Origin of the sequence: Stutzerimonas azotifigens DSM 17556, assembly GCF_000425625.1 — a bacterium.
Taxonomy (GTDB): domain Bacteria; phylum Pseudomonadota; class Gammaproteobacteria; order Pseudomonadales; family Pseudomonadaceae; genus Stutzerimonas; species Stutzerimonas azotifigens.
Window position 1 is genome coordinate 115,093 of sequence record NZ_AUDU01000028.1, and the last position, 24,005, is coordinate 139,097.

General features: G+C 65.1%; 17 protein-coding genes and 1 tRNA gene. 7 read left to right on the plus strand and 11 right to left on the minus strand.

Annotated features, from left to right (window positions below; all coding sequences use genetic code 11):
- From H610_RS0103140 to H610_RS0103160, 5 genes are all read right to left on the minus strand, one after another.
- Complete coding sequence (locus H610_RS0103140; RefSeq protein WP_028238325.1) at positions 1–1,404, minus strand: ABC transporter ATP-binding protein; 1,404 nt, start codon at positions 1,402–1,404, stop codon at positions 1–3.
- Positions 1,401–2,198, minus strand: coding sequence for an ABC transporter permease (locus H610_RS0103145; RefSeq protein ID WP_043237468.1), 798 nt, complete (start codon positions 2,196–2,198; stop codon positions 1,401–1,403). Before H610_RS0103145 ends, H610_RS0103140 begins: the two co-directional genes overlap by 4 nt.
- The gene (locus tag H610_RS0103150; protein WP_028238327.1) at positions 2,195–3,133 is read right to left on the minus strand and encodes an ABC transporter permease; all 939 of its coding nucleotides are present in this window, start codon (positions 3,131–3,133) and stop codon (positions 2,195–2,197) included. The genes H610_RS0103145 and H610_RS0103150 overlap by 4 nt, the downstream gene beginning before the upstream one ends.
- Positions 3,130–4,626, minus strand: a complete 1,497-nt coding sequence (locus H610_RS0103155) for an ABC transporter substrate-binding protein (RefSeq protein ID WP_236614260.1) — start codon at positions 4,624–4,626, stop codon at positions 3,130–3,132. Before H610_RS0103155 ends, H610_RS0103150 begins: the two co-directional genes overlap by 4 nt.
- 79 nt (positions 4,627–4,705) lie before the next feature.
- Complete coding sequence (locus H610_RS0103160; RefSeq protein WP_043237469.1) at positions 4,706–6,829, minus strand: TonB-dependent siderophore receptor; 2,124 nt, start codon at positions 6,827–6,829, stop codon at positions 4,706–4,708.
- 894 nt (positions 6,830–7,723) lie between these two features.
- Here H610_RS0103160 and H610_RS0103165 point away from each other — a divergent pair.
- A tRNA-Thr gene (locus H610_RS0103165) sits at positions 7,724–7,799 on the plus strand.
- A 220-nt stretch (positions 7,800–8,019) separates the two neighbouring features.
- On the opposite strand, the gene pcaF is transcribed toward H610_RS0103165, so the two are convergent.
- Positions 8,020–9,222 (minus strand): 3-oxoadipyl-CoA thiolase, encoded by a 1,203-nt coding sequence (gene pcaF, locus H610_RS0103170; RefSeq protein ID WP_028238330.1) that lies wholly within the window; start codon positions 9,220–9,222, stop codon positions 8,020–8,022.
- Positions 9,223–9,379: 157 nt separating this feature from the next.
- Here pcaF and H610_RS0103175 point away from each other — a divergent pair, with 157 nt between their 5' ends.
- From H610_RS0103175 to H610_RS0103185, 3 genes are read left to right on the plus strand one after another with little or no spacing between them, the layout of a single operon-like run.
- Positions 9,380–10,534 carry an acyl-CoA dehydrogenase family protein gene (locus H610_RS0103175; RefSeq protein WP_028238331.1) on the plus strand — a complete coding sequence of 385 codons (1,155 nt, stop codon included), beginning with the start codon at positions 9,380–9,382 and terminating at the stop codon, positions 10,532–10,534.
- 11 nt (positions 10,535–10,545) lie between these two features.
- Positions 10,546–12,636 carry an acetate--CoA ligase family protein gene (locus H610_RS0103180; protein WP_028238332.1) on the plus strand — a complete coding sequence of 697 codons (2,091 nt, stop codon included), beginning with the start codon at positions 10,546–10,548 and terminating at the stop codon, positions 12,634–12,636.
- A gap of 10 nt (positions 12,637–12,646) precedes the next feature.
- The gene (locus H610_RS0103185; RefSeq protein ID WP_028238333.1) at positions 12,647–14,722 is read left to right on the plus strand and encodes a 3-hydroxyacyl-CoA dehydrogenase NAD-binding domain-containing protein; all 2,076 of its coding nucleotides are present in this window, start codon (positions 12,647–12,649) and stop codon (positions 14,720–14,722) included.
- Between the two features lie 167 nt (positions 14,723–14,889).
- On the opposite strand, the gene H610_RS0103190 is transcribed toward H610_RS0103185, so the two are convergent.
- The 4 genes from H610_RS0103190 to H610_RS0103205 form a co-directional block, all read right to left on the minus strand.
- Complete coding sequence (locus tag H610_RS0103190) at positions 14,890–16,248, minus strand: MmgE/PrpD family protein (protein WP_028238334.1); 1,359 nt, start codon at positions 16,246–16,248, stop codon at positions 14,890–14,892.
- Between the two features lie 41 nt (positions 16,249–16,289).
- Positions 16,290–17,174, minus strand: coding sequence for a LysR substrate-binding domain-containing protein (locus H610_RS0103195; RefSeq protein WP_043237470.1), 885 nt, complete (start codon positions 17,172–17,174; stop codon positions 16,290–16,292).
- A 111-nt stretch (positions 17,175–17,285) separates the two neighbouring features.
- Positions 17,286–19,163 carry a TRAP transporter permease gene (locus tag H610_RS0103200; RefSeq protein ID WP_028238336.1) on the minus strand — a complete coding sequence of 626 codons (1,878 nt, stop codon included), beginning with the start codon at positions 19,161–19,163 and terminating at the stop codon, positions 17,286–17,288.
- Between the two features lie 69 nt (positions 19,164–19,232).
- Complete coding sequence (locus tag H610_RS0103205; protein ID WP_084166365.1) at positions 19,233–20,192, minus strand: TAXI family TRAP transporter solute-binding subunit; 960 nt, start codon at positions 20,190–20,192, stop codon at positions 19,233–19,235.
- A gap of 446 nt (positions 20,193–20,638) precedes the next feature.
- Between H610_RS0103205 and H610_RS0103210 the strand changes: the two genes are divergently transcribed.
- Complete coding sequence (locus H610_RS0103210; RefSeq protein ID WP_051231476.1) at positions 20,639–21,667, plus strand: AbrB family transcriptional regulator; 1,029 nt, start codon at positions 20,639–20,641, stop codon at positions 21,665–21,667.
- A gap of 174 nt (positions 21,668–21,841) precedes the next feature.
- Here H610_RS0103210 and H610_RS0103215 read toward each other — a convergent pair whose 3' ends face one another.
- Positions 21,842–22,033, minus strand: coding sequence for a hypothetical protein (locus tag H610_RS0103215; protein WP_028238339.1), 192 nt, complete (start codon positions 22,031–22,033; stop codon positions 21,842–21,844).
- Positions 22,034–22,251: 218 nt separating this feature from the next.
- On the opposite strand from H610_RS0103215, the gene H610_RS23155 reads away from it, so the two are divergent.
- Positions 22,252–22,590 carry a hypothetical protein gene (locus tag H610_RS23155; RefSeq protein WP_043237500.1) on the plus strand — a complete coding sequence of 113 codons (339 nt, stop codon included), beginning with the start codon at positions 22,252–22,254 and terminating at the stop codon, positions 22,588–22,590.
- Positions 22,591–22,937: 347 nt separating this feature from the next.
- Positions 22,938–23,927 carry a LysR family transcriptional regulator gene (locus tag H610_RS23160; protein ID WP_043237483.1) on the plus strand — a complete coding sequence of 330 codons (990 nt, stop codon included), beginning with the start codon at positions 22,938–22,940 and terminating at the stop codon, positions 23,925–23,927.
- The last annotated feature ends 78 nt before the right edge of the window (positions 23,928–24,005 follow it).

Here is a 24,005-nt window from a genome sequence, read left to right on the forward strand (position 1 = left end):
CTACGCCCTGCCGCCCAATGAAACGACGTGGTGACAGGTCTTGCGCAGCAGTTCGAGGTCATGACTGACGAGCAGCACCGCGCAGTCCTGCTCGGTGGCACTCTGCACCAGAAGCGCAATCACCTCCCTTGCAGTGATTGGATCGAGCCGGGAAACCGGTTCGTCGGCGAACAGCAGCAGCGGCTCGAGCAGCAGGGCGCGGGCAATGGCCAGGCGCTGCAGCTCGCCGCCGGATACCGCTACGGAGGTACGCTGGAGCAGGCCGGGATCCAGCCTCAAGCGCTGCAGCAACGGCGCCAGGCGCCGCCGGTCGAGGCGGTGCAAGCCGATCAGGTCGTCGAACAGTCGGCCGAGGGGTATCCCCGGGGCGAAGGCTGCGGGCGGGTCCTGGTAGAGCTTCAGATAACGATGGCGCGCGATCTGCGGAGCACGGCGGATTTCGCCGCCATCGGCCGGCAGCAGGCCCAGCAGGATGTCGCCCAGGCTGCTCTTGCCACAACCGCTGTCGCCGCTGATACCGATGATTTCGCCGCGCCCCACGGTCATGTGCAGCCCTTCGAACAGCAACCTGCCACCGCGAGACTTGTGCAGGCCACGCACCGTCAGCACCGGCTCCCGGGCGGCACCGTCGGTTGGCGTTATATCCGGCCAGTGCTGCGGATCGGCCCCAATAAGCGCCCGCGTGTAGCCATCCTTGGGCCGGGCCAACAATTCCTCCGCCTCGCCCTGTTCGACGAGGCGGCCGTCGCGCATCACCAGGATGTGCCCGCCGAGCTGGCGCGCCACTTCGATGTTGTGCGTGACGGTCAGCACCGCACCGCGCTCCCGGGCGCGACGCAGCAGGGCGGCGACCTGATCGCGGCGACTGGCGTCGAGGCCCTTGGTCGGCTCGTCGGCCAGTACGATCGGCGCTCCGCCTGCAGTGGCGGCGCAGAAGGCCAGGCGCTGGGCCATGCCGCCGGACAGATGACCGGGAAGGCGCTCGGCGGCCCCGGCGAGGCCCACCCCGGCGAGGTCCTGCCGTGATCGCTCGAGGGCGTCCGGGGCCGAGAGCCCGCCCACGTAGCGGTAGACTTCGGCAACCTGCTGCTCGGCCGGCATCAGCGGGTCAAGCGCATGCCAGGGCTCCTGCGGGAGCATCGCCAGTTGTCGCCCCCACAACCGGGCCCGCAGCGCCGGCTTGAGCCGGCCAATGTCCTGCCCGTCCAGCAGGACCCGGCCGCGGGCCTGCAACGGCGATGGCAGCAGGCCCATGATGGCCTGCACCAACAGGCTCTTGCCGGCGCCGGTCTCGCCGAGGATGGTCAGTGCTTCGCCGGTCTTCAGGCTCAGCGACAGCGGCTCGAGGAGTGTCACGTCATTGGCGCTGACGGACAACGCCTCGACCTGCAGCAGCACGCTCATTCCTCGCCTCCGGCAAGCAGGTTGAGCCCCAGCACCAGCAGGAACACGGCGAGGATGGGCTGCGCCAGCACCCAGGGCGCCTCGTTGTAGTAAGGGAACAGCTCGACCATCATCAGCCCCAGCTCGGCGGTGGGCGGGCGCAAGCCGACCGCGATGAAGCCCAGCGCCGCCAGTGCCAGGATCGAGGCAGAGGCGCCGAAGGCAGCGAGCGTCAGCACCGGACCAACGATCGCCGGCCACAGATGGCGGCGCACGCAGTAGAGCGCGCCGAAACCGAGCATGCGTGATGCCTGTACCTGTGGCGACGCCGCGACCCGCCGGGTAATGGCCCGCACCACCCGGAAATACTCCACCCAGAGCACCGCCGAGATGCCGACATAGAGCATCAGGAACGAGCCCGGGGCGAGGCTGGCGAAGAGCAGGACCAGCACCAGCCCCGGCAGCGCCAGGGCGATGTTCAGCAGCAGTGACATGCACTTGTCGAGCAGACCCTGGCGCCAGCCGGCGACCACGCCCATGGCCACGCCGATGGTCGCCGAAGTCACCACGCACAACAGGCTCAGCGCCAGCGACAGGCGCACCGCGGCAGCCAGCCGGGCCAGCATCGAGCGGCCGTACTGGTCGGTGCCCAATGGTTCGGAAAGGCTAGGACCGGCGAACGGGTTCGCCAGGTCCTGGCTGGCCGGATCGGCGCCATGCAGCAGCCCCTCGAGCAGGGCGAAGCAGACCAGCGCAGCGATGAGCACCAGGCCGGCGAGCTGGCCGCGACGCAACCCCAGCAGCCTGCGCGTCATGGTTCGGTCCTTTCGCGCGGGTCGATGAGATAGCAGGCGATGTCCACCAACAGGTTGAGCCCGACGAAGATCAGGCCCAGGGCCATGGCGGCGGCCTGGATCATGGGGACGTCGCGGTTGAAGACCGCATGTGCCAGCCCGTGGCCGACACCTGGCCAGGAAAACAGGGATTCGATCATCACGATTCCTTCGATCGCCCCGGCGAACTGAATACCGAGGAAGGCCACCACCGGCAGCGCCGCGTTGCGCACGCCGTGGCGCCAGAACGACTGGGCGAAGCTCAGCCCCTTCACCCGGGAAAAGTCAAAGAAGGCCGAGCGGATCACGCCGACCGCGCTGTGCCGGATCACCCGGCTGGACACCGCGGCCATCACCAGCGCCAGGCTGACGGCGGGCAGCACCAGGTACTTCGAGCCGTTGAAGCCGGCCACCGGGAACAGCTTGAGGTGCAGGGAGAAGAGCAGCACCAGTGCCAGGCCGATGACGAATACCGGTTGCGCGCGGAGGAAGGCCGACGCCACCAGCGAACACCTGTCGAACCAACCGCCAGCGCGGAATGCCGCGAACAGGCCCACCGGTAGCGCCAGCAGCACGGCGCAGGCGAATGCCGCGACTGCCAGTTGCAGCGTGTGCAGCACCAGGTGGCTCACCTCATGGGCCACCGGGAGCCCGCTCACCAGGGAATCCCCTAGGTCGAAGCGCACCAGATCCGCCAGCCAAGCCAGGTATTGCTGCCAGGCCGGCCGGTCCAGCCCGAGTTCGGCCCGCACCGCCTCGCTGGCGGCGAGGTTCACATTGTCGTAGCCGTACCGCCCGGCGGCGATGCGAAAGGCCATGTCGCCCGGCAGCAAACGCATGAGGACATAGCTCAGCGTGCCGATGCTCCAGATCATCAACGCCGCCTGGAGCAACCTCTTCGCAACCAGGGTCATCATGGCTGGAAACTCATTCGGGACAGGTGGTAGTTGCGCTCGTAGGGATCGAAGACGAACCCCTGTATACGTGACGAGACCGCCGTCTGCTGGGTGTAGTAGAGCACCGGGATCACCGGCAGCTGTTCGCTGAGCAGTCCGGCGATGCGTTGCGCCCCCGCCCGGTAGCGGAGCGGGTCTCGCTCCGCCTCGAGGCGCCGCAGCAGCGCGGGCAATTCCTCGTTGTGCCAGCCCATGGCGCCCCAGTCGCCATTGCCACCGTCACCGTAGTCGGCGTCGAGCAGGCCCAGCGGATCGGCGATGTTGCCGTAGTTGCGCGCCACCAGGGCCAGCTGCAGAGTACCGTCGTGATGGCCGGAGACAATGCCGCTGGAGTTGACGACCGAGACATCCAGCGTGATGCCTGCCTCGCGCATCTGTGCCTGGATCGCGGTCGCCACCACGAACAATTCGGGGCGGTCGGCGTAGGTGATCATGCTCAGGGCGAAGCGCTGTCCGTCCCGCTGCAACACACCGTCGGCGCCGGGTTCCCAGCCCAGCCCGGCGAGCAGGGCCCGGGCGCGGGGCAGGTCGCGCCGCGCGGCCGGCAGTTGCTCGAGGCGCCAGGCCGCCAGGCCAGGCGGAATCAGTTGATTGGCTTCGCTGCCGGGGACGCGCATCACGTGCCGGGCGATCGCCGTTCGGTCCAGGACCAGGCTGAGCGCCTGTCGTGCCTGGAGCGGGGCCAGGAACGGATGGCTGGCGTTGAGCTTGATCTGGATGGTCCGTGGGATAGGGTTGGAATGCACCTGCACGTCCGGCTGCCGGCGCAACAGGTCGACGCTGGCCGGATCGAGGGTGTAGATGATGTCGGTCTGTCCCGCCATGACCTGAAGGGCCCGGCTCTCGGCGCGGTGCCCGGTCAGGTAGACCACCCGCGGGATGCGCGCCGGGGTGCCCCAGTAGTCCTCGAAGCGGGCCACGCCCAGGCGGTGTGGCGGGTCGAAGTCCTCCAGCCGGTACGGCCCGGTTCCCTGCATCCAGCCGACGTTGCCGTCGGCCCGGTAGGACGCCGGCGCGAGCATGGCCGTGGTGTAGTGCGCGAGCACCGCGCCGAGCGGGCTGTAGGGGCGGCTCAGGCGGACGGCCAGGGTCAGGCGATCTTCGCTGCGCAGTTCCTCGATGGGCGCGGCGCGGATCACCCCTGGTTTGCTGCGGGCGACTCGCAGGGCAGCCAACGCCACCTGCGCATCCAATGCCGTTCCGTCGTGGAAACGCACGCCATCGCGCAGGTAGAGGCGCCAGACCAGGCCGTCCTCGCTGGTTTCCCAGCGCTCGGCCAGCCCCGGCTGGAGGCGTCCCTGCTCATCGACTTCCAGCAGGGTTTCCGCTACCTGCAGGCGGGTATAGAGGTAACCGTCACGGGAGGGTTCCTGGCTGGTGAATTCAAAGGGCCCGCCGAGGGTGAGCACCTCGGGGTCCTGGTTGGGCGAACAACCGGCCAGCAGAAAAAGCAACAGGAAACTGCAGGCGCTCCTCAAGCGGAAGCCTCCTCGTCAGGTCGTCGGCGGGGCGCGTCGTGGATGATTCCGGCACCTACCAGAGGTGCCATGACAGGCTGGCGGTCAGGTTGCGTGGCTCTCCCGGCATGACCCAGACCGCGCTGTAGGAGCGCTCATAATACGTGCGGTCGAAGACGTTGTTGAGGTTCAGCCCGATGGTGAGCTGCTCGGAGAACCGGTAGCGCGCCAACAGATCCACGGTGGTGTAGCCGGGCAGCTCGAAGCCTCCGTCCGAGACCTCCCCGGAGCGCTGGCCGACGGCGTTCACCGCCCCGCCGAGCTCGAGGCCGCGCCACAGATCACCCTGGAACGCGTAGACGCCCATCAGGCTGCCACTGTGCCGGGGCACATTGAGCAACCGGCTGCCTCGCGCCAGGGTATTGTCCCTGACCACCTCGGCTTCGACGTACGCATAGGCGCCGATGACGCGCAACGCATCGGTGACCTGGCCACTCAGTTGCAGGTCCACGCCACGGCTGCGCACTTCGCCGGCGGCGATGCTGTATGCCGAGTCGTTGGGATCGGCGGTCAGCACGTTCTCCTTGTGCAGATGGAAGGCCGCGACCGTCAAGCCGAGGCGGCGGTCGAGCAGGTCCAGCTTCAGGCCCGCCTCGTAGCCGATGCCTTCTTCCGGGTCGAAGGCATCGCCGCCCGCATCCGCCCCAGCGTTAGGCTTGAAGGAGCGGGAGGCGTTGGCGAACACCCCGACCGTCGGGGTCAACTGATAGAGCGCGCCGATCCGCGGGGTGAGCGCTTCCTGCGTCTGCCTGGCGCGCGAGCCATTGACTTCGTTGTCCAGGCGCTGGCGGTAATGGTCGTAGCGGGCGCCAAGCAGGAAAAACAGGCGTTCCCCCAGGTGCATCTGGTCCTGCAGGTTCAGCGCCCGGCCATGCACCAGTTCACGGCGATCGCTGCTGCGGCCGCCTGGCCCGGTGCTGAACGGTACGCGCGGCGCCCCGTAGACGGGATCGTGGATATCGATGCGGGAGATCGGCTGGGAGCGCAGCAGTCGCTCGTCCTTCGCGTATCGCTCGTATTCGGTGCCGATCAGCAACTGATGTTCGACCCGGCCAGTCATGGCATGGCCGTGCAGTTCGAGCTGGGTGATCGCGTCCTGCCAATCGAAATCGCGGTAGCGAAGCTCGCGGTTGAGGGTCCGGTCGTCGGCCGCCAGGCTGCTGGCCTCGGTGGCATAGCCGTTCAGCCGACCCTGCTTGTAGTGGCTGGCCATGCGCAGGGTCCAGTCCGGATTCAGGTCGTGCTCGAGCTCGGCCTGGATCGTCTCGTTGTTGTTGCGGATGTCGCCGTTCCCCGGTTCACCGAAGAAGTCCGAGCGGGAGACGCCGCCCAGGCGCTTGCCGGGGGCGACCACGCCGCGGTCGAAGACCTGGCGGTTGCGGACCACCTCGGCCTGGACCAGCAGCCGGGTCTCGGGGGCCAGGCTCCAGCTGAACGAAGGCGCGAAGAGTTGCCGCTCTCCCGAGCGGTAGTCGCGGAAGCTGTCGTTGTCCTCGATCGCCAGGTTGGTGCGCAGCAGCATGTCGCCCTGGTCGTCGAGCGGGGTGCTGATGTCCAGCGTACTGCGGTAGCGGTCCCAGCGGCCGGCGCTCAGGTCGAGACGGGCGAACGCTTCGGGGAGGGGGCGCTTGCTGACCAGGTTCACCGTGCCTCCCGGGTCACCCCGGCCATACAGGCTCGACGCCGGCCCCTTGAGTACCTCGACCCGCTCCAGGTTAGCGGCATCAGGCGCGTTCATGTAGCCGCGGTTGGCGCTGAAGCCATCCCGGTAGAACTCCGAGGTGGTCAGGCCGCGCACGCTGTACTCGTAGAGCGTGAGCCCACCGAAGTCGTTCTGCCGCGCGACGCCCCCGGCGAAATCCAGGGCCCGCTCGATACGGGAGCTGTCCAGGTCCTGCAACACCTGAGCCGGCACCACGCTGAGAGATTGCGGAACCTCCGCCAGGGCCGTGTCGTTGCGTGTGGCGCTGGCCGAGCGCAGGGCACGGTAGCCCTGTACCGGTCCGTGGCCGACCTCCCGGCTGGCTTCGACAATCACATCGTCTAGCGTTGCGGGATTTTCGGTTTCGGCATGGGTGTCTTCGATCAGGATGCCAAGCAGGGGGCCGGCAGCCAGCAGGCCCAACTTCCGTATTTGCATAGGCCGTCGAATCCGGTTGAAAAAGAAAACAGCGGCAGGACCCTGCCGCTGTCGCTTGGCCAGGTGGGAGCGCACCGGCCTCGGCGAAAGTGCGTAAAGATATACTATAACATCTCTCGATTCAGTAACTCTGTCATCTGACAGGCTCTAGCTCGGGCCTTCGACCGATGTAAGCCTCGGTTTCAAAGCCGAGCGAGGGGCGGAGATAAAGCGGCGGCGGTTGCGCCTGGCTGCGTGGCGATCGGCGCCATGGTAAGGGCCGGGAAATAATCCAAGGCCCCAGGCACTGGAGTTAACGGCCACCGCGACGCCGAACGGCGAGCACAGCGGGCAACCGAACGGAAGGGTGGTGTGCTGGGTCTGCCCGGTATCATTGCAGGAGCGTCTGCGCCTGCGCGAAGCGCTGATCATCGCCTACAGCCTCGGGGGCCTGGCGGTCAGTGTCACCGGCGTTGTGCTCGGCTGGCGCCGCCTCCGCCGCAACCCGCGCCGCTCGGCCAGGACCTCCGTTCGCTCATCGCAAGGAGAAACACCATGAAGCCGCCCCACGCCCTGACCATCCTGGCCTTGCTGAGCCCCGCCGCTACTGGCCTCGGCGGCGCACGAAGCCGACCTGCACGTCGAGCCGCCCTGGTCACGGGAAATGCCGCCGACCGACCCACCGCAGCGGTCTATTTTCAACATTCGCAACGAGATGACGGTACCGAACGCCTGCGCGTCGACACCCGGCCGCCGGCAAGGCCGAGTTGCACGAGCATGTGCGTCACGACGGGGGCCATAGGGGCGATAAACAGGCAATCAAGGTGTGCAATCGGCATCCGACAGCGCCATGTGCGAACTGCCGCCAGCGATCGGTTTACAGGGCCCTGCCAGTCGATATAATGGCGCCCCCATGCCGGTATAGCTCAGCTGGTAGAGCAACTGACTTGTAATCAGTAGGTCCCGGGTTCGACTCCTGGTGCCGGCACCATCAAATCCAAACACAAAGGCCCGCTGCGAAGCGGGCCTTTGTGTTTCTGCTCAACGCAGGCAGATTGCTGGCACTCGAACGGGAGCCGCCATCGTCCTGCCGTATCTCCAACCCAGCCAGCGTCAGAGATTCACAGAACATCCAAGAAGACTCCTCCACCCTATGCGGAGCGAACTCCCTGTAATCGATAAGACCTGCTACCGACTTCGTTGCGACGGCCTCAACGAACCCTCTCGATGATCAGCGCAATCCCTTGCCCCACGCCCACGCACATGGTGCACAGGGCGTAGCGGCCCTGCATGCGTTCCAGCTGATTCAGCGCCGTGGTGACCAGGCGCGCCCCGCTCATGCCCAGTGGATGCCCCAGTGCAATGGCTCCGCCTTGGCGATTCACGCGCGCGTCATCGTCGGCCAGGCCCAGCTCGCGCATCACCGCCAGGCCCTGGCTGGCGAAGGCTTCATTCAGTTCGATAACGTCCATGTCCTGCAGTCCGAGCCCGGTCAACGCGAGCACTTTACGGGTCGCCGGCACCGGCCCCATGCCCATGATGCGTGGGGCGACGCCGCTGGTGGCCGTGCCGATCACCTTCGCGCGGGGTTTCAATCCGTACGCCTGGCAAGCCTCTGCGCTGGCCAGCAGCAGTGCGCAAGCACCATCGTTCACCCCGCTGGCATTGCCTGCGGTCACCGTTCCCCGGGGACGTACGACAGGCTTCAGCGCGGCGAGCGCCTCCAGGGAGGTCGCGCGTGGATGCTCGTCCTGGGCCACCACCAGCGTGGGTCCCTTACGCTGCGGGACCTGCACCGGCACGATCTCGGCAGCGAGCAACCCTTCTGCCTGGGCGACAGCCGCTTTTTCCTGGCTGCGCAGGGCAAAAAGATCCTGATCCACCCGGGAAACACCGAACATTTCGGCGACGTTCTCGGCTGTTTCGGGCATGGCATCGACCCCGTACAGCTTTTCCATGAGCGGGTTGACGAAGCGCCAGCCAATGGTGGTGTCCTGAAGGGACATGTTGCGCGAATAGGCAGCCTCCGCCTTGCCCATGACGAAGGGCGCGCGGCTCATCGACTCGACGCCACCGGCGATCAGCATCCGGCATTCGCCCGAACGGATGGCCCGTGCCGCCGTACCCACGGCGTCCAGGCCCGAGCCACAGAGCCGGTTGATGGTGTTGCCCGGTACGGTTTGCGGCAGGCCGGCGAGCAGCAACGCCATGCGCCCGACGTTCCGGTTGTCTTCGCCCGCCTGGTTGGCACAGCCGAGAATGACGTCGTCCACGGCGGCCCAGTCGACGTCGGGGTTCCTTTCCAATAAGGCGCGGATGGGAATCGCCGCCAGGTCGTCGGTGCGAATCGAAGCCAGCGCGCCGCCAAAGCGGCCAACGGGTGTTCGTATCGCGTCACAAATAAAGGCCTGCATCGATAACGCTCCAGAAGTAGGAAACGCCGGAATGTTAGCCAGACCTACCCGCAGGCGCGGTTTCGAATATGTCATGTGAGGATGATTTTTTGGAAACCAGCGTTCCTGCCTGTTTGGCTAGCATCGTTCCAAGTTCATCAAACCAGCGGATCTCAGCATGAATTTCCATCTCACAGAAGAACAACAAGCATTCGCCGATTCCGTCCGCCGCTTCGCTCAGCGCGAACTGGCCGATGGGGCGCTGGAGCGTGCCCACTCTCCTGATTATCCGCGGGATGTCGCGGCCAAGCTGGCGCATAACGGCCTACTGGGCATCACCATCAAGGAAGAGGATGGGGGCATCGGGGGAACGCTGATGGATGCGGTGATCGCCATCCAGGAATTGGGCCTGGTCTGCCCAAAGAGCGCCGACGTCGTACAGGCCGGCAACTTCGGCCCCATCCGTACCTTCGCCGAATATGCCTCCCCCGAGCTGAAGGAGCGCTTTCTGCCGGACCTGATCGCCGGCAAGAGCCTGCTGGCGCTTGGCATGAGCGAGCCGGGAGCGGGCTCCGCGGTCACCGAACTGAGGACCCACGCGGTAGAGGATGGCGAGCACTACGTCATCAACGGCTCGAAGGTCTTCTCCACCCATAGCCCTCACGCAGATACCTTTCTGATCTACGTCCGCTTCGGGCCGGGCCTTGACGGCATCGGCTCGGTGATCGTCGAACGCGGCACCCCCGGTTTCGAAATAGGCCAGCCCTCCGCATTCATGAGCGGCGAGGCCTGGAGCCAGCTGTACTTCGCCGATTGCCGTATTCCAAAGGAAAATCTTCTGCTCGGCCCGGGCGGCTTCAAGAAGCAGATCAGCGGCTTCAACATCGAGCGTATTGGCAACTCGTCACGCGCACTGGCGCTGGGACGCCACGCCTTCAACGTCGCGCGCGAGCATTGCCTGACGCGCGAGCAGTTCGGCCGACCGCTGTGCGAATTCCAGGGCCTGCAATGGAAGTTCGCGGAAATGGCGGTCAAGCTCGAGGCGGCGCAGTTGCTGCTGTATCGGGCCGCCGTGAATGCCGACGACGGGATGCCCTCGGCCTACGAGACCAGCGTGGCCAAGATGGCCTGCAACCTCGCAGGCTGGGAAGTGGCCAACGAAGCCTTGCAGGCAATGGGGGCCTATGGTTACTCCACCGAGGCGCTGGTCGAGTACTGCGTCAAGCGCACCCGCGGGTGGATGATTGCAGGCGGTTCAATCGAGATCCTGAAAAATCGCATTGCCGAAGACGTCTTCGGCCGCCGTTTCGACCAGCGTCGGCCCAAGGCCTGAGGAGCGCGATCATGCATGAGAGAATGGACCCCGCCGTGGCCGCGGCGCTGCTGCGCCCCAAAAGCATCGCGTTGGTCGGCATTTCCGACGACGCCAGCAAGACGGCCGCCCGCCCGCTGCGCTTTCTGCGAGCAGCCGGGTACGCCGGCAAGATCTACAACGTCAACCCGACCCGTGCCGAGGTGCAGGGCGAACAGGCCTATCCGTCGCTTGCCGCTCTGCCCGAGGCGCCGGACCACGCCTTCATCCTGACCAACTCCGACCTCGCGGTGGAAGCCGTCGCCGAATGCGGCCGCCTGGGCATCCGCGTAGCGACGATCCTGGCCGGCGGCTTTTCCGAATCGGGCCCCGAGGGTTGTGCCCGTGAACAGCGCCTGCGGCAGATCGCCGAGGAAACCGGGGTTCGCGTGCTCGGCCCGTCCAGCCTCGGTGTGGTCAACCTGCGCGAAAGACTGGTGCTGACCGCCAACGCCGCCTTCGCCGAGCCGGACCTGCCGCTCGGCGGCATATTTTGCGCCTCGCATAGCGGCAGCATGCTGGGGGCTCTGGCGTCCCGCGGCCGGGCCAAGGGCATCGGCTTCTCCGGGCTGGTTTCGGTCGGCAGCGAAACCAACCTGTGCATCGGTGAAATCTGCGAAAGCACCCTGGATGATCCAAATATCACCGGTTACATGCTGTTTCTCGAATCCCTGAACCATGCCGACGTCCTGCGCCGTTTTGCCATCGGCGCGGCCAGGCGCGGCAAGCCGGTGGTCGCGTACAAGCTGGGCCGCTCCGACGTCGCGGCGGAACTGGCCGTCTCCCACACCGGGGCGCTGGCCGGCGAGGATGCCGTCGCCGAAACCTTTTTCCGTGATTGCGGCATTGCCCGGGTGGAAACCCTGGAGGGATTTCTCGAAGCCCTGCCGCTGCTCTCGCGCCTGCCGGTCGAGGGGCTGCGCAAGCAGGCCGGGCGCAGGCCCACCGTTGGCGTGGTCACCACCACCGGCGGGGGCGCCGCCATGGCGGTGGACCAGTTGGGCGTGCGCGACGTTTCGGTGGTACCGCCGACCGCGGAAACGCGTGCCCGCCTAGCCGAGCGCGGCATCGAGGTAAACCATGGCGGAATCGTCGACCTGACGCTCGCCGGCACCCGCTATGACGTGATGAAGGCGACGCTGGAAGTCATGCTGACTGCGCCGGAGTTCGACATGGTGGTCGCCACCGTTGGCTCCTCGGCCCGTTACAACCCGGAGCTGGCGGTCAAACCGGTGGTCGACTCCTTCGGCTTCGGCGACAAGCCACTGGCGTGCTTCGTCGTCCCCGAGGCGTCCTCCGCCCTCGAGCTGCTGACTGCAGCCGGCGTGCCGTGCTTCCGCACGCCGGAGGCATGCGGTGACGTCATCGCCGCCGCCTTCGCCCGACGCGTGCCCAGCGAGCCGACCAGCGTCCAGGCGGCACCGCGAGGGGAGCGCATGCTCAACGAGGCGGATGCCTACGCGATGGTGGCTCCGCTTGGCGTCACCCATGCCCCGTACACTGTGCTCGACGTGAACCAGCCGGTGCCCGAACTGCCCTTCGACTATCCGGTGGTGGTCAAGGTGCTACACAGCGAAATCGCCCACAAGACCGACGTCGGCGGAGTGGTGCTGCCGGTCCGTGACGCACGGCAACTGGCCGAAGCCATGCGGCACATCGCGGATAATGTCGCCACCCACCTGCCTGAGCTGAGCGTGGACAAGGTCCTGGTGCAGGCCATGGGCAAGGGGCTGGGTGAGGTGCTGGTGGGCTATCGCCGCGATCCGGACGTCGGCCCGCTGGTGATGCTGGCCGCTGGCGGAATTCTGACCGAGATCTATTGCGACCGAGCCATGCGCCTGGCCCCGGTCAGCCTCGAACAGGCCCGGGAAATGGTCGGCGAGGTCAAGGCGCTCAAGGCCCTGGCGGGTTACCGTGGCCGCGAGGAAGGCGACCTGGAAGCCATCGCCCAGGCCGTCAGCGCGTTTTCCAGGCTGGCCCTGCAGGAAGACTGCACGGTGCTCGATGCCGAAATCAACCCGCTACTGGTGAAGGCCAAAGGCGAAGGTGTGGTCGCCGTCGACGCACTGATACGAATTGCCTGAGGAGCATTCAATGAACCAGCGCATCACCTTGGAGCGCAACGGCCCCGTCGCGCTGATATACATCGATAACCCTCCGGTCAATGCCGGCTCGCTGGAGGTCCGAGAGGGGCTGCTGCGGGCGGTGAAGCAGGTGGAAAGCGATTCACAGCTGATCGGAGCGGTACTGATAGGCGCGGGCAAGATGTTCATCGCCGGCTCCGACCTCAACGAGTTCGGCAAGCCGCTGGAAGAGCCGCAGTTGCCGGAAGTGATCCGCGCCATCGAGCAGTGCAGCAAACCGATCATCGCGGCCGTGCACGGTGCGGCGCTGGGCGGCGGTTTCGAGCTGGCGCTGGGCTGCGATGCCCGAGTCGCCGCGCCAGGCTGTCTGCTGGGCCTGCCGGAAGTGACCCTGGGCATGATTCCAGGCGCTGGCGGGACCCAGCGCCTGCCTCGTCTGGTCGGCATTCCCAAGGCCATCGAACTGATCTGCAGCGGCGCCCGGGTGGAAGCCTCCGAGGCGCTGGCGCTGGGTATGGTCGACGCCGTCGCCGAGGGTGACCTGGCCAGCTTCGCGGTGGATTACGTGCGACGCCTGCCGGACAAGCGACGCATTCGTGACATGAACACGCCGGCAAGCGACTCGGCGCAAATCGAGCAGGCCCGCGCCAAGGCGCTCAAGGCCGGCCGCAACCGACCGCAGGTCAGTGCGGCCATCGATGCGGTGCTGGATGCGGCCACACAGCCCATCGACCTCGCGCTGGCCGCCGAACGCGAAGTCTTCCAGCGGTTGCGCCTGTCCACCGAAGCCTTCGCACTGCGCCACCTGTTTTTCGCTGAACGCCAGTCCGCCAAGCGGATCGAGCTCGATGGCATCGAGCCGCGAAGCATAGAACGCACTGCCGTCATCGGTGCCGGCACCATGGGCAGCGGCATTGCCCTGGCCATCCTGCAGGCCGGGCTCCCGGTCGTGCTGCTGGAGCGAGACGAGGCGGCACTGAACAAAGGCATGGAGCGCATCCGGGCCGACTACGATCGGCGCGTTGCTACCGGCCGCATCGACGAGGCTCGCGCCGAGGCCGACCTTGCACGGCTGCATGCCAGCATGGACTGGGAACAGGTATCCCGGGCGCAACTGGTCATCGAAGCCGTTTTCGAGGACCTGACCGTCAAGCAGGAGCTTCTGCGCCAGGTCGAGCCACTGCTCGACGAAGAGGCCATCTTCGCCACCAATACCTCCTACCTGGATGTCGACCAGATTGCCGAGGCGGCCAAGCACCCGCAACGTGTCATGGGCCTGCACTTCTTCAGCCCGGCCAACGTCATGCGCCTGGTGGAAGTGGTGCGTGGGATGTACACCGCGCCGGAAACCATCAGCACCGGCTTCGCCCTGGTGAGACGGCTCGGCAAGCTGCCGATACTGACCAACAACGCATTCGGTTTCATCGGTAACCGTATCTACGCCGCGTATCGCCAGCAGTGCGAACTGATGCTGGAAGAAGGCGCTCTGCCAGCGCAGATCGACGAGGCGATGGAGACTTTCGGCATGGCCATGGGCCCCTTCGCCGTGGCCGACCTGTCCGGGTTGGATATCGCCTGGCGCATGCGCCAGGCCCGCTCCCACCTACGCGATGTCAACATGCGCTATGTCGATATCCCCGATCTGCTTTGCGAGCAGGGCCGTCTCGGTCGCAAAACCGGCGCGGGCTATTACCGCTACGACGAGCAAGGTCGTCGCAACGAGGATCCACGCGTGACCGAACTGATCGAGCGGGAGTCCGCGCGCAAGGGCATCGCACGCCGGACCTTCAGCCCCGGCGACATCGTCGAGCGCGTGCTGACGACCATGGCCAACGAAGCCGCCCTGCTCATGACCGAGGGGGTCACCACACGGGCGAGCGACATCGACTTGGTACTGGTCAATGGTTTCGGCTTTCCCAAATGGGAAGGGGGCCCGGCGTTCTGGTCGGCCCGACAGCCACTGGCCAGCCTGAAGGCCCTCCAGCAGCAGCTGGCTGCCGTGACTGGCGCAGGCTTCATCAAGGGCGATCTGGCGATGTTCCACCACCTGAACGCATTCTCGCAGAGCGACGCCGCCACCGCCTGAAACCAGCCCGCAGAGCACGAGGCCCCGCGCAGCTGACCGCACGGGGCCTCGTGTCGTTTCATCGAGCAGGTACTCGCGGAACCCTGTCCACCGTCACTGTCGTCGTCGATGCGATGAGCCAGGGCCCTGTACAGGGCCCTGGCTCAAATGAGTCTCGGCCGAATGCCTCAGCCAAGCGAGACGAGATTCAGGTCCGACAGCTGCAGCTGCTCCAGCTTCCGGATCTGCCCGCTGAGCCAGCGCATGGATTCGGCGCCCGTCACCGGGGTGACCAGTTCGGCGAACTTGTCTTCCAGCTCGATATCGCTGAGCGGAGCTTCCGGATCCCCTTTGCGGAACGGAGAGAAGTGTTCGAGCACACGGCCATCCTCGAGCACCAGGCGCACCCGCGCCGCCCGCGCCTGCGGGAATTGCGCCGTTAGCTCGGCAGCGGCGTTCAGCACGACCCGCTGCATCATGCTGCGACTTTCGGCTTCCCTCAGACGCGCCTCGGAGAAGGCTTCGAGACGCACGCTGCCGTAACGCAGGGCCTGGACCAGCACGTAAGGCATGCTGAATTTGGCCTGGTAGGCGGAGACCGGATGGTGGTTGCCCGTCACGTCCAGAGCCGTCTGGTATGTATCGACCTCGATCCGCGCCACGCGCTCGCGCTCGGCCTCGCTCAGCTGAGCGCGCAACGCCTGCACCGCATCGATCGCGGCGAAGGTGTGGCCGCAGCAGCAATGGGCCTTCTGCGTGATCCGGGTGATGTTGTAGGTTTCGCCGAGGCCTTCGGTGACCTTGTGCCACTGCGGCCCCTTGCTCATGGCCGCGCCGAAGCCGACCTCCCCTTCCAGGATATCCAGCGCGCCGGTGATGCCATTGGCAGCCACCCGCGCGGCCGTCACCCCTGCGGACGCGGCATGACCGCCATGCAAGGCCTTGGTCATGGAGTCGGAGCGGAACGCCTGCTGCAGGCCGGCGGCGAACGAGCCGGCAGTCGCCAGCGCATGCCCGGTCACGTCGCGGTCTCCGGGCGCCAGCAGATAAGCGGCCGCGGCCGCGCTGGCGAAGCAGCCGATGGTGCCGGTGGTGTGGAAGAAATGGTAATGGGATGGCTGCACCGCAGCGCCGATGCGGGTGGAGATCTCATAGCCGACCACCACCGCACGCAGGAAGTCCTCGCCCGAGGCGCCGACGTGCTCGCCTACCGCCAGCGCCGCCGCGATGACCGGAACGCCCGGGTGATACACCGCGTCCCTGAAGATGTCGTCGAATTCCACCGCATGGGACGAGGTACCGTTGATCCATGCCGCCGACTCGGGCGTCGAAGTGGAGCCGAATCCCGGCAGGCTGCTCCTGCCGAGGCCGCGCTGGTCGGCATAGGCCTTGGCCAGGCGCTCGGCAACCGGTTCGCGGGTGCCCGGATAAAGCGCGGCGAACCAGTCCAGTACCGCGCGCTTGGCGTGATGGCGTACGTCGCTGCGCAAGGTGGAGCGCGCCTCGCAAGCGCTGTAGTCGGCTAGTTGTTCTATTAATGTGGCCATGGAAATCCTATCGTTCGTGGGTAGCGGCCAGCCCGGACATGTCAGCCGATCTCCTCCATCAGCCAATCCCGGAAACGGGCGATCTTGGGTTCGAAGGGCGAGTTCGGCTGGCTGACGAGGTAGTAGCCGAGATCTCGCGCGAAGGTGTGCTCGCAGAAGTAGATCAGCGTGCCGGAACGCAGCTCCTGCTCCACCATGCGCGTCTGGGCGATGGCGATGCCCAGGCCGTCCTGCGCCGCCTGGTATGCCAGCAGCGAGCTGGGCAGCATGAAGGGTTCCTTTTCGATGCTGTATTCGATGCCCGCCGAGGCGAACCAGTCCTGCCAGTCCTGCTTGCGGTAATGCGAGTGAATGAGCGGGTACTTGAGCACGTCCTCCGGCTTTCTCCCAAACGGCATTCCGGATACCAGTCTTGGCTTGCAGACCGGTCGCAGTTCGTCGCCGAACAGGAAATCGCAACGCAGCCCCTCCCAGTCCCCCTTGCCAAGCTGTATCGAGCCATCCACCCGTTCGCTGGCGAAATCCACCGGTGCGACGGCCGTCATGATGCGGATGCGAAGATCCGGGTGAGCTTTTTGCAGCTTGGGCAGGCGGTGCATGAGCCAGCGGGCCGCGAAGGTCGAATAGACGCGTATCCGCAGCGGCTCGTCCTCGAGCTTTTCCGTCAGTCCTCTGGTCGCTTCGATGATCTGGTTGAATGCGGGCTGCACACCATCGAAGTACTGCTGGCCAAGCTCGGTCAGGCGGATACCGGCGCGATCGCGATGGAAGAACTGCACGTCCAGATAGCTTTCCAGCAGGCTGATCTGCCTGCTGACAGCCGACTGGCTGACATGGAGCTCATCCGCCGCCTTGGAAAAGCTCCTGAGCCGAGCGACAGCCTCGAAAACTCGCAGCGCGTTCAGAGGCGGGACGATATTGTGCATATGCATGATCTTTGCTGGCTTGATTGCAGCAAGCCTACTAGAGAAAGCAGCCCAACGCCGGTAGCTAAGCGCAACGCATGGCCCCTATAACGGGCCATGCGTTGCGGTACCTCACGAGAGGCTGGCGACCGGACCACGCCGTTTGAGCAGCGCGGTCTGCGTCAGAACGAAGCTGGCCAGCACGATCAGCGCGGAGACATTGGCCCACAGCACCGGAACCAGGCATCCCAGCGCCGCGGCGGCCAGCAGCAACCGCCACACCAGGTTCACGCGCCGCTGGAACCAGCCGACCAGCGCGATGGACATCATCCACACCGCGAACAATCCCAATACGCAGGCGGACAGTACCTGTTGCCAATCGCCGATCCCAAGCAGTGCATGGTTGTAGACCACCATCACCGGAAGAACGAACCCGGTCAGGCTGATCCGGAACGCTTCGATACCCGCCTTGAACGGGTCACACCCTGCAATACCCGCGGTGGTATAGGCGGCCAGCGCCACAGGCGGGGTGATGGGCGCGTAGCAGCAATAGATGAACACGAAGAAGTGCGCGACGATCACCGGTACGCCCATCTGCACCAGGAAGGGCGCGGCGGTCACGGCCATCACGATATAGGCTGCAGTCGGCGGCAGGCCCATGCCCAGGACGATGGAAATCACCATGGCGAACAGCAGCGCCAGTGGCAGGTAGCCATGGGATGCGGACATGAGAATGTCCGACAGCTTGAGTCCCAGGCCGGTCATGCCCAGCATGCCGATGATGATGCCGGCCGTTGCACAAGCGACCGATACCACCAGGACCTTGCGAGGCGTTTCGATCAGTGCCTCGATTAGATTCTTCACCGGAACCTTCAGTTCTGGCTTGAAGAAGTTGTAGATGAAGGTGGTGACCAGAATCACGCCAGTGGCGAACAGCGCGGCACGCAAGGGTGAAACCCGCAATACGGCCAGTGAGACGATGAGCACGCTCAATGGGATGAGCAGCCGCAAACTCTTCATCAGCGCATCACGCCTGGCCGGGATTTCCGCGGCCGGAAGCGACTTCAGGTCATGCTTGCGCGCCTCGTTGCCGACCACGCACATCAGCGCGACGTAGAACAGCAGCGCGGGAATGATCGCGTGCAGGATGACTTCGCTGTACGGCACCCCCGTCATGTCGGCCATGACGAACGCGCCAGCGCCCATTACCGGTGGCATCAGCGAAGCACCGGACGCACCCACCGCCTCGATCGCCGCGGCGGTACGCGCCTTGTAGCCGACCCGTTTCATCATCGGAATGGTGAAGGCGCCGGTAGTCGCCGCATCGGAAACAGGGCTACCGGAAACCATCCCCACCGTCGCGGTGGAAATGATGCCCACCTTGGCCGGGCCGCCTTGATACTTGCCGGCGAACGCGTTGGCAAGGTTGATGAAAATCGCGCCCACCCCGCTCTTTTCCATGAAGGATCCGAAAAGAATGAACAGAAATACATAGGTGGCGGCCACGCCCAGCGGCACGCCGTAGATGCCTTCCGTGGAGAAGAACATCTGGGTGACGATACGCTCGAGATCACGGCCGGAATGCCCGAACGGAGCAGGCAGGTATTGGCCGAAGTAGCTATAGAGCAGCGAGATCAAGGCCAGCAAGGTCATCACCCAGCCGACGGTGCGGCGAGTGGCCTCGAGCAACACGACCAGCGTCAGGCAGCCGACCAGCATATCGGTATGGGTCGGATCACCGATGCGATAGATCAGGTCGTCGAAGGACAGATACAGGTAGATCCCGCTGGCGGCGGCAGCGATCATGAGCGGAATATCGACAAGGAAGGTTCGTTTAGAATCCTTGATTGCCGGGAAGAACATGAATACCAGTACCAGCACGAAGGACAGATGGACACTGCGCTGCAGCAATGCCGTCATCAAGCCGGCACTCGCGGTATAGACCTGAAAGGTAGTGAACAGAAGGGAGACGGCGATAATCGCCGCGCCCAAGGTTTTCCTCGATGTCATGGCAGCTTTTCCTCGGCCGGAAAACAGGCACGGTCAATCAACCAGAGGAGGCGCGAACGCCTCCTTTCGTCATTTCAGAACGCCGACCTCGCGGAAGTAGCGAGCCGCGCCCGGATGCAGGGGCACCGAGGTAGTGGCGGCTTCCTCCAGCTTGGTCATCTTGAAAGCGTGGTTGATGTTTTCCAGCTCGGCCTTGTTTTCGAAAACGGCCTTGACGATGTTGTAGGCATCGTCCTCGGACAACTTGGTGTTGGACACCACGAGCGTCTGTACGGAAACCGTTTGAGCATCATGGGAAACGCCCTTGTACGTCTCCGCCGGAATCACCGCACGTTCGAGGAACGGATAAGCTTTCTGGATGGTTCCGATCTGTTCGTCCGACAGGGACAGAAGCTCGATGGGATTGGTGATGGCGAGGCTCATGACGGCCGGCGCAGGATAGTTCACGCCCAAAAAGACAGCTTCGACAGTACCGTCCTGCAGTGCTTCCACACCCTCGGCGAAGGTCAGGAATTCCGGGCTGAAATCACGGTAGGTGATGCCCAGCGACTCCAGCATCATCCGCGTCTTGACCTCGGTCCCGGAGCCCGGCGCACCGACGACGATGCGCTCGCCGCGGATATCCGTCACATCCTTGATGTCGCTACCCTTGAGCGTGACGATGTGGTGGGGCTGCTGATACATGTTGAACAGCCCGTAGAGTTCGACCTTTTCCTTGAAGTGCTTGGACTTGTCGAAATCGACATAGGCCTCGTGCACCACATCGGCGGAAGCGGTGGCCAGGTCCGCCTGCCCCTTGGCCAGCATCTTGATGTTTTCGACAGTGCCGCCGGTGGACTCGGCGACCATGGAGATGCCCGGTACCTTTTTGCTCACCACGTTGGCCATGGCTCCGCCATACGCATAGAAGACGCCCGTGGTACCGGCGGTGGCTATCGAAAGTTGCGCGGCGTGGGCGGCAGAGCCCAGGACACTCATTACGCTGGTGACGCCGACGAACGCAAGCGCTCTCAACTTATTGTTATGCATGTGAGACTCCTATGATTCTTATTAATGGATACCCCGTGGATCCGGATCTTGCGGGTGTTCAGATACCGGCTGCGTCAGGCCTGCATCCCGCTGCCAGGCAGCGACACCACGTCCCCGTTTTCACTTGAATCCATCATAACGAACCGTCTCGGCCGCGGTTTTACCAAAAATCATGGCTTGATGAGTTATTTGAAAACTAGCCAGCGCAGCGCCTGTTTAAAGTGACCCGGCCGGGAAAACGCGCGCCGCGCAACCCAAACAGTTCCAACCATGGCAGAGTTGAAACGAGCGCTTGTGCCTCGGCGCTGCCGCTTTCGATCCGGACGGGCACCGCTTCATCGGCTGCATGCCATCCACCGCAATGACACAAAGGTGTGCCGAAGGGCTCTGTGAAACGTCTTTACCCCCCTCAGCTGTCCTCGCTTCCCCTCGTCGCGCAGTGGGCGATGCTCATCATCGGAGGCGGGCTGGCCGGTTTCGCGCTGCACCACCTGGGGCTGCCGGCCTCCCTTCTGCTCGGGCCGATGGCCGTCGCGATGTGCATGGGCATCATGGGTACCCGAGTCCGGGTTTCGCCGATGTTCTTCCGTTCAGGGCAGGGCGTGGTCGGGCTGATGGTGGCCAAATCCGTGACGCTCGGCGTGCTGCTGGCCCTGAGCAAGGACTGGCACCTGATGCTGCTGGTAACGGCGTTGACCATATTGCTCAGCGCCGGTGTCGGACTGTGTCTGGCACTGGCCAGGATTCCGGCCAATGCCGCAGCCTGGGGCACCGCGCCCGGCGCCGCGTCGGCCATGATCGCCATGGGCGAGGAACATGGCGCCGATGGACGCCTGGTTGCGTGCATGCAGTACATGCGCGTCGTATGTGTGGTCATGCTCGGCGCCTGGATTGCCCACCTGTTCGCGGCAACCGCCCATCACGCAACCAGCGCAACGCTCGCGCCCCCTTTCACCTGGCTAGGGTTCATGATCACGCTAGCGCTGGCCTTGCTGGGAGCGTGCAGCGGCAGCCTGATCCCGGCCGGCGCGCTGCTTACTCCGATCATCCTGGGCAGCGCACTGCAACTGGCAGGCTGGCTGGACATCACCCTCAACGACACGCTCATGGCCCTGGCCTATGGCGCCATAGGCAGCTATATCGGCCTGCGTTTCGACCGCGCCACAATCATGCGCGTGGCAGGCATGATTCCCACCCTGGTCATCGCCAACATTGCCCTGGTGCTGCTCTGCGCCTGTCTGGCATGGCCACTGAGCTACCTGTTTGGGAAGGACTTCCTTTCGGTATTCCTCGCGACCAGCCCGGGCGGGCTGGATGCAATGGCGATCATTGCCGTGGAGACCGGTGCCGATGCCAGTTTCGTCGTTGCGCTGCAGACGATGAGACTCATCGGCATCGTTCTGGCCGGAAAGCTTTTCGCGCAGCTCACCATGACTCTGGCCGCCCGGTTGTCCAGCGCTGCGCGGGATCAATGACCGACCGATAGCCGTCGCCGTCGCTGAACGGCAATCGAGGCGCAGGCACCGGGGCTGGAAACAGGGTACTGATCCCTCATGCTCTGGCGGCTCAGTGGCGCACCTGGACCCATTTCCCACAAATAGAAACTATGCATAAAGGACAAGCCCCGCATTCGCGGGGCTTGTCCTGGGCTACTCGGTGGGAATGTTCGGGTCATCCTCGAACATGTCGATGTCCTCGTCGGTCAGCCCGCCGTCGTCCGGTTTGCCGGCGGCTCCCGACGGGTCGCCTACAGCCGGATCGTCGCGGGAAGGCGCCTCGCGTCCAGGTTGGTTGGGGTCCTGGCCCTGCCCCATCAGATCGTTCGCACGTTCTTCTGGCATAAGTCACCTCGCAGTAAGGCCACCAATGGCCTCTTTCCATTTGAGCCCAGGCGCCGGCGATCGTGCGCTGCCGTCAGTCCGAGGCGCGCCTTAGAATATCCTGGAAATTCGTGACTCGATAAATTACAGCGCCGTCTACGAACCAGATATCAAAATGCCTTCACTGACGAAGGCCAGTTCGCTGTAATGTGACCACCTTCAAGGATGAAGACGAAGCGATGAGCGAAATGAACGACGAACGCCGGCAGTACCACGCCCTTCGAACGCACCTCGAATGTCTACTGAGCGCAGGTGCCTCGATTCTCACCCGGGAGCCGTTGACGCTGCTCTTCCAGGGGCGCCGGCTGTCGGTCGCCCACGGCATGCTGGTCGGCGAAAGCGGGGCCACCGATCTGATCGAGATCCTGGCCGACACCGACTGGCCCGACGCCACGCGCCGGCAGGCCGCCATGGACCTGTGCGTGGCCCAGTTGAACAAGGCGATGGACAGCGCCGAGCAGGTGCCTTCCCAACTTGGCGAGCGACCGAAAATCGTGGTATCGAACTCCGACCACTAGTGGCCAGGCCATCCACGACGGCATTAACGCTGCCTTCCCCCTCCCCCACCAGGCCACTAGCCATTCGCCCCGCCCTGGTGAACCGCTGCCGGCATCCTGCATGTATTGGCATCTTGCTCCTGTCACGACGTCTTCCAAAAAAAACCGCGCAGAAATCTGCGCGGCTTGGGAAAACGCTGACGAAGGAGCACGCATCAGCGCCAGGAGAAAGGTTCCCGGCAGGCGTGGCCTGCGCGGTATGCGGGAGTCTAGGAGGGGCTCCTCGTCGGAAAAACCGGCAGACAGGTGAAGCACTGTTACCTATCGAGAGATAATCGCCCGCATCTTTCGTTCGCGCAGGTGCATCCTTGGATCTCATACAGGCCATACGAACCTTCGCGCGGGTGGCGGACATGGGCAGTTTCACCGCCGCGGCGGAGTCGGCGAACCTGTCCACCGCCCACGTGTCGCGGCTGGTCTCGGACCTCGAACGCCACCTGCAGGCGCGCCTGCTGCAGCGCACCACTCGCCGGGTGCGGCTGACCGATGCCGGCGCGCATTACCTGGAGCGCTGCCGGCCGATTCTGCTCGAGCTGGAGAACGCCGCCGCCGAGGCGCGCGGCGCGCACCTCACGCCCAAGGGCCGGCTGCGGGTGCATTCGATCATCGGTTTCGGCACGCAGCTGCTCGCCCCGCTGGCGGCGCGCTATCGCGAACGCTGCCCGGACGTGCAACTGGACCTGAGCCTGTCCCAGCGTCAGCCCGACCTGCTCGAGGAAGGCCATGACGTAGTCATCACCCTGTCGCGGCAACTGCCGGACTCCGAGCTGATCGCCCAGCGCATCGGGGAGATGTTCTGCGTGGTCTGCGCATCGCCCGACTATCTGCGCGAACACGGCGTGCCGGACACGCCGGAGGATCTGGTCGAGCACCGCTGCCTGCATCTGGTGGACCCCGCGTTTCCGGAAGGCTGGGTGTTCAGGGAGGACGGGGTGGAGCACACGATCCGGCCGGCGGTGGCCTTCCAGGTGAACGTCGCCGAAGCCATCGCCCAGGCCGCCACGGCGGGCATGGGCATCTGCCTGCTGCCCGACTTCGCGGCCGCCGGCCTGCTCGAGCAGGGTCGGCTGGTCCGCCTGCTGCCGCGGCACCGGCTGCACGAGAAAGGGGTCTACGCGCTCTATCCGTCACGGCGCTTCCTCGATGCCAAGGTCAAGACCTGGGTCGAGTTCCTCAGGCACGAGGTCCCGCATGCTTTCGCCGGCTTGCGCGCGACGCTGGAGGACCCGCGCTACTGGGCGACGCCGAGCGAGGCCGGAACGAGCGACCGGGCCCCGCCGGGGCCGACTGTTACCTGACAGGCAAGGGTGCCTTCGCCGGATCGCCATTTTTCCGCCCGGCACCTTTCCCTAACCTGCCCGCACCGATTCATTCCG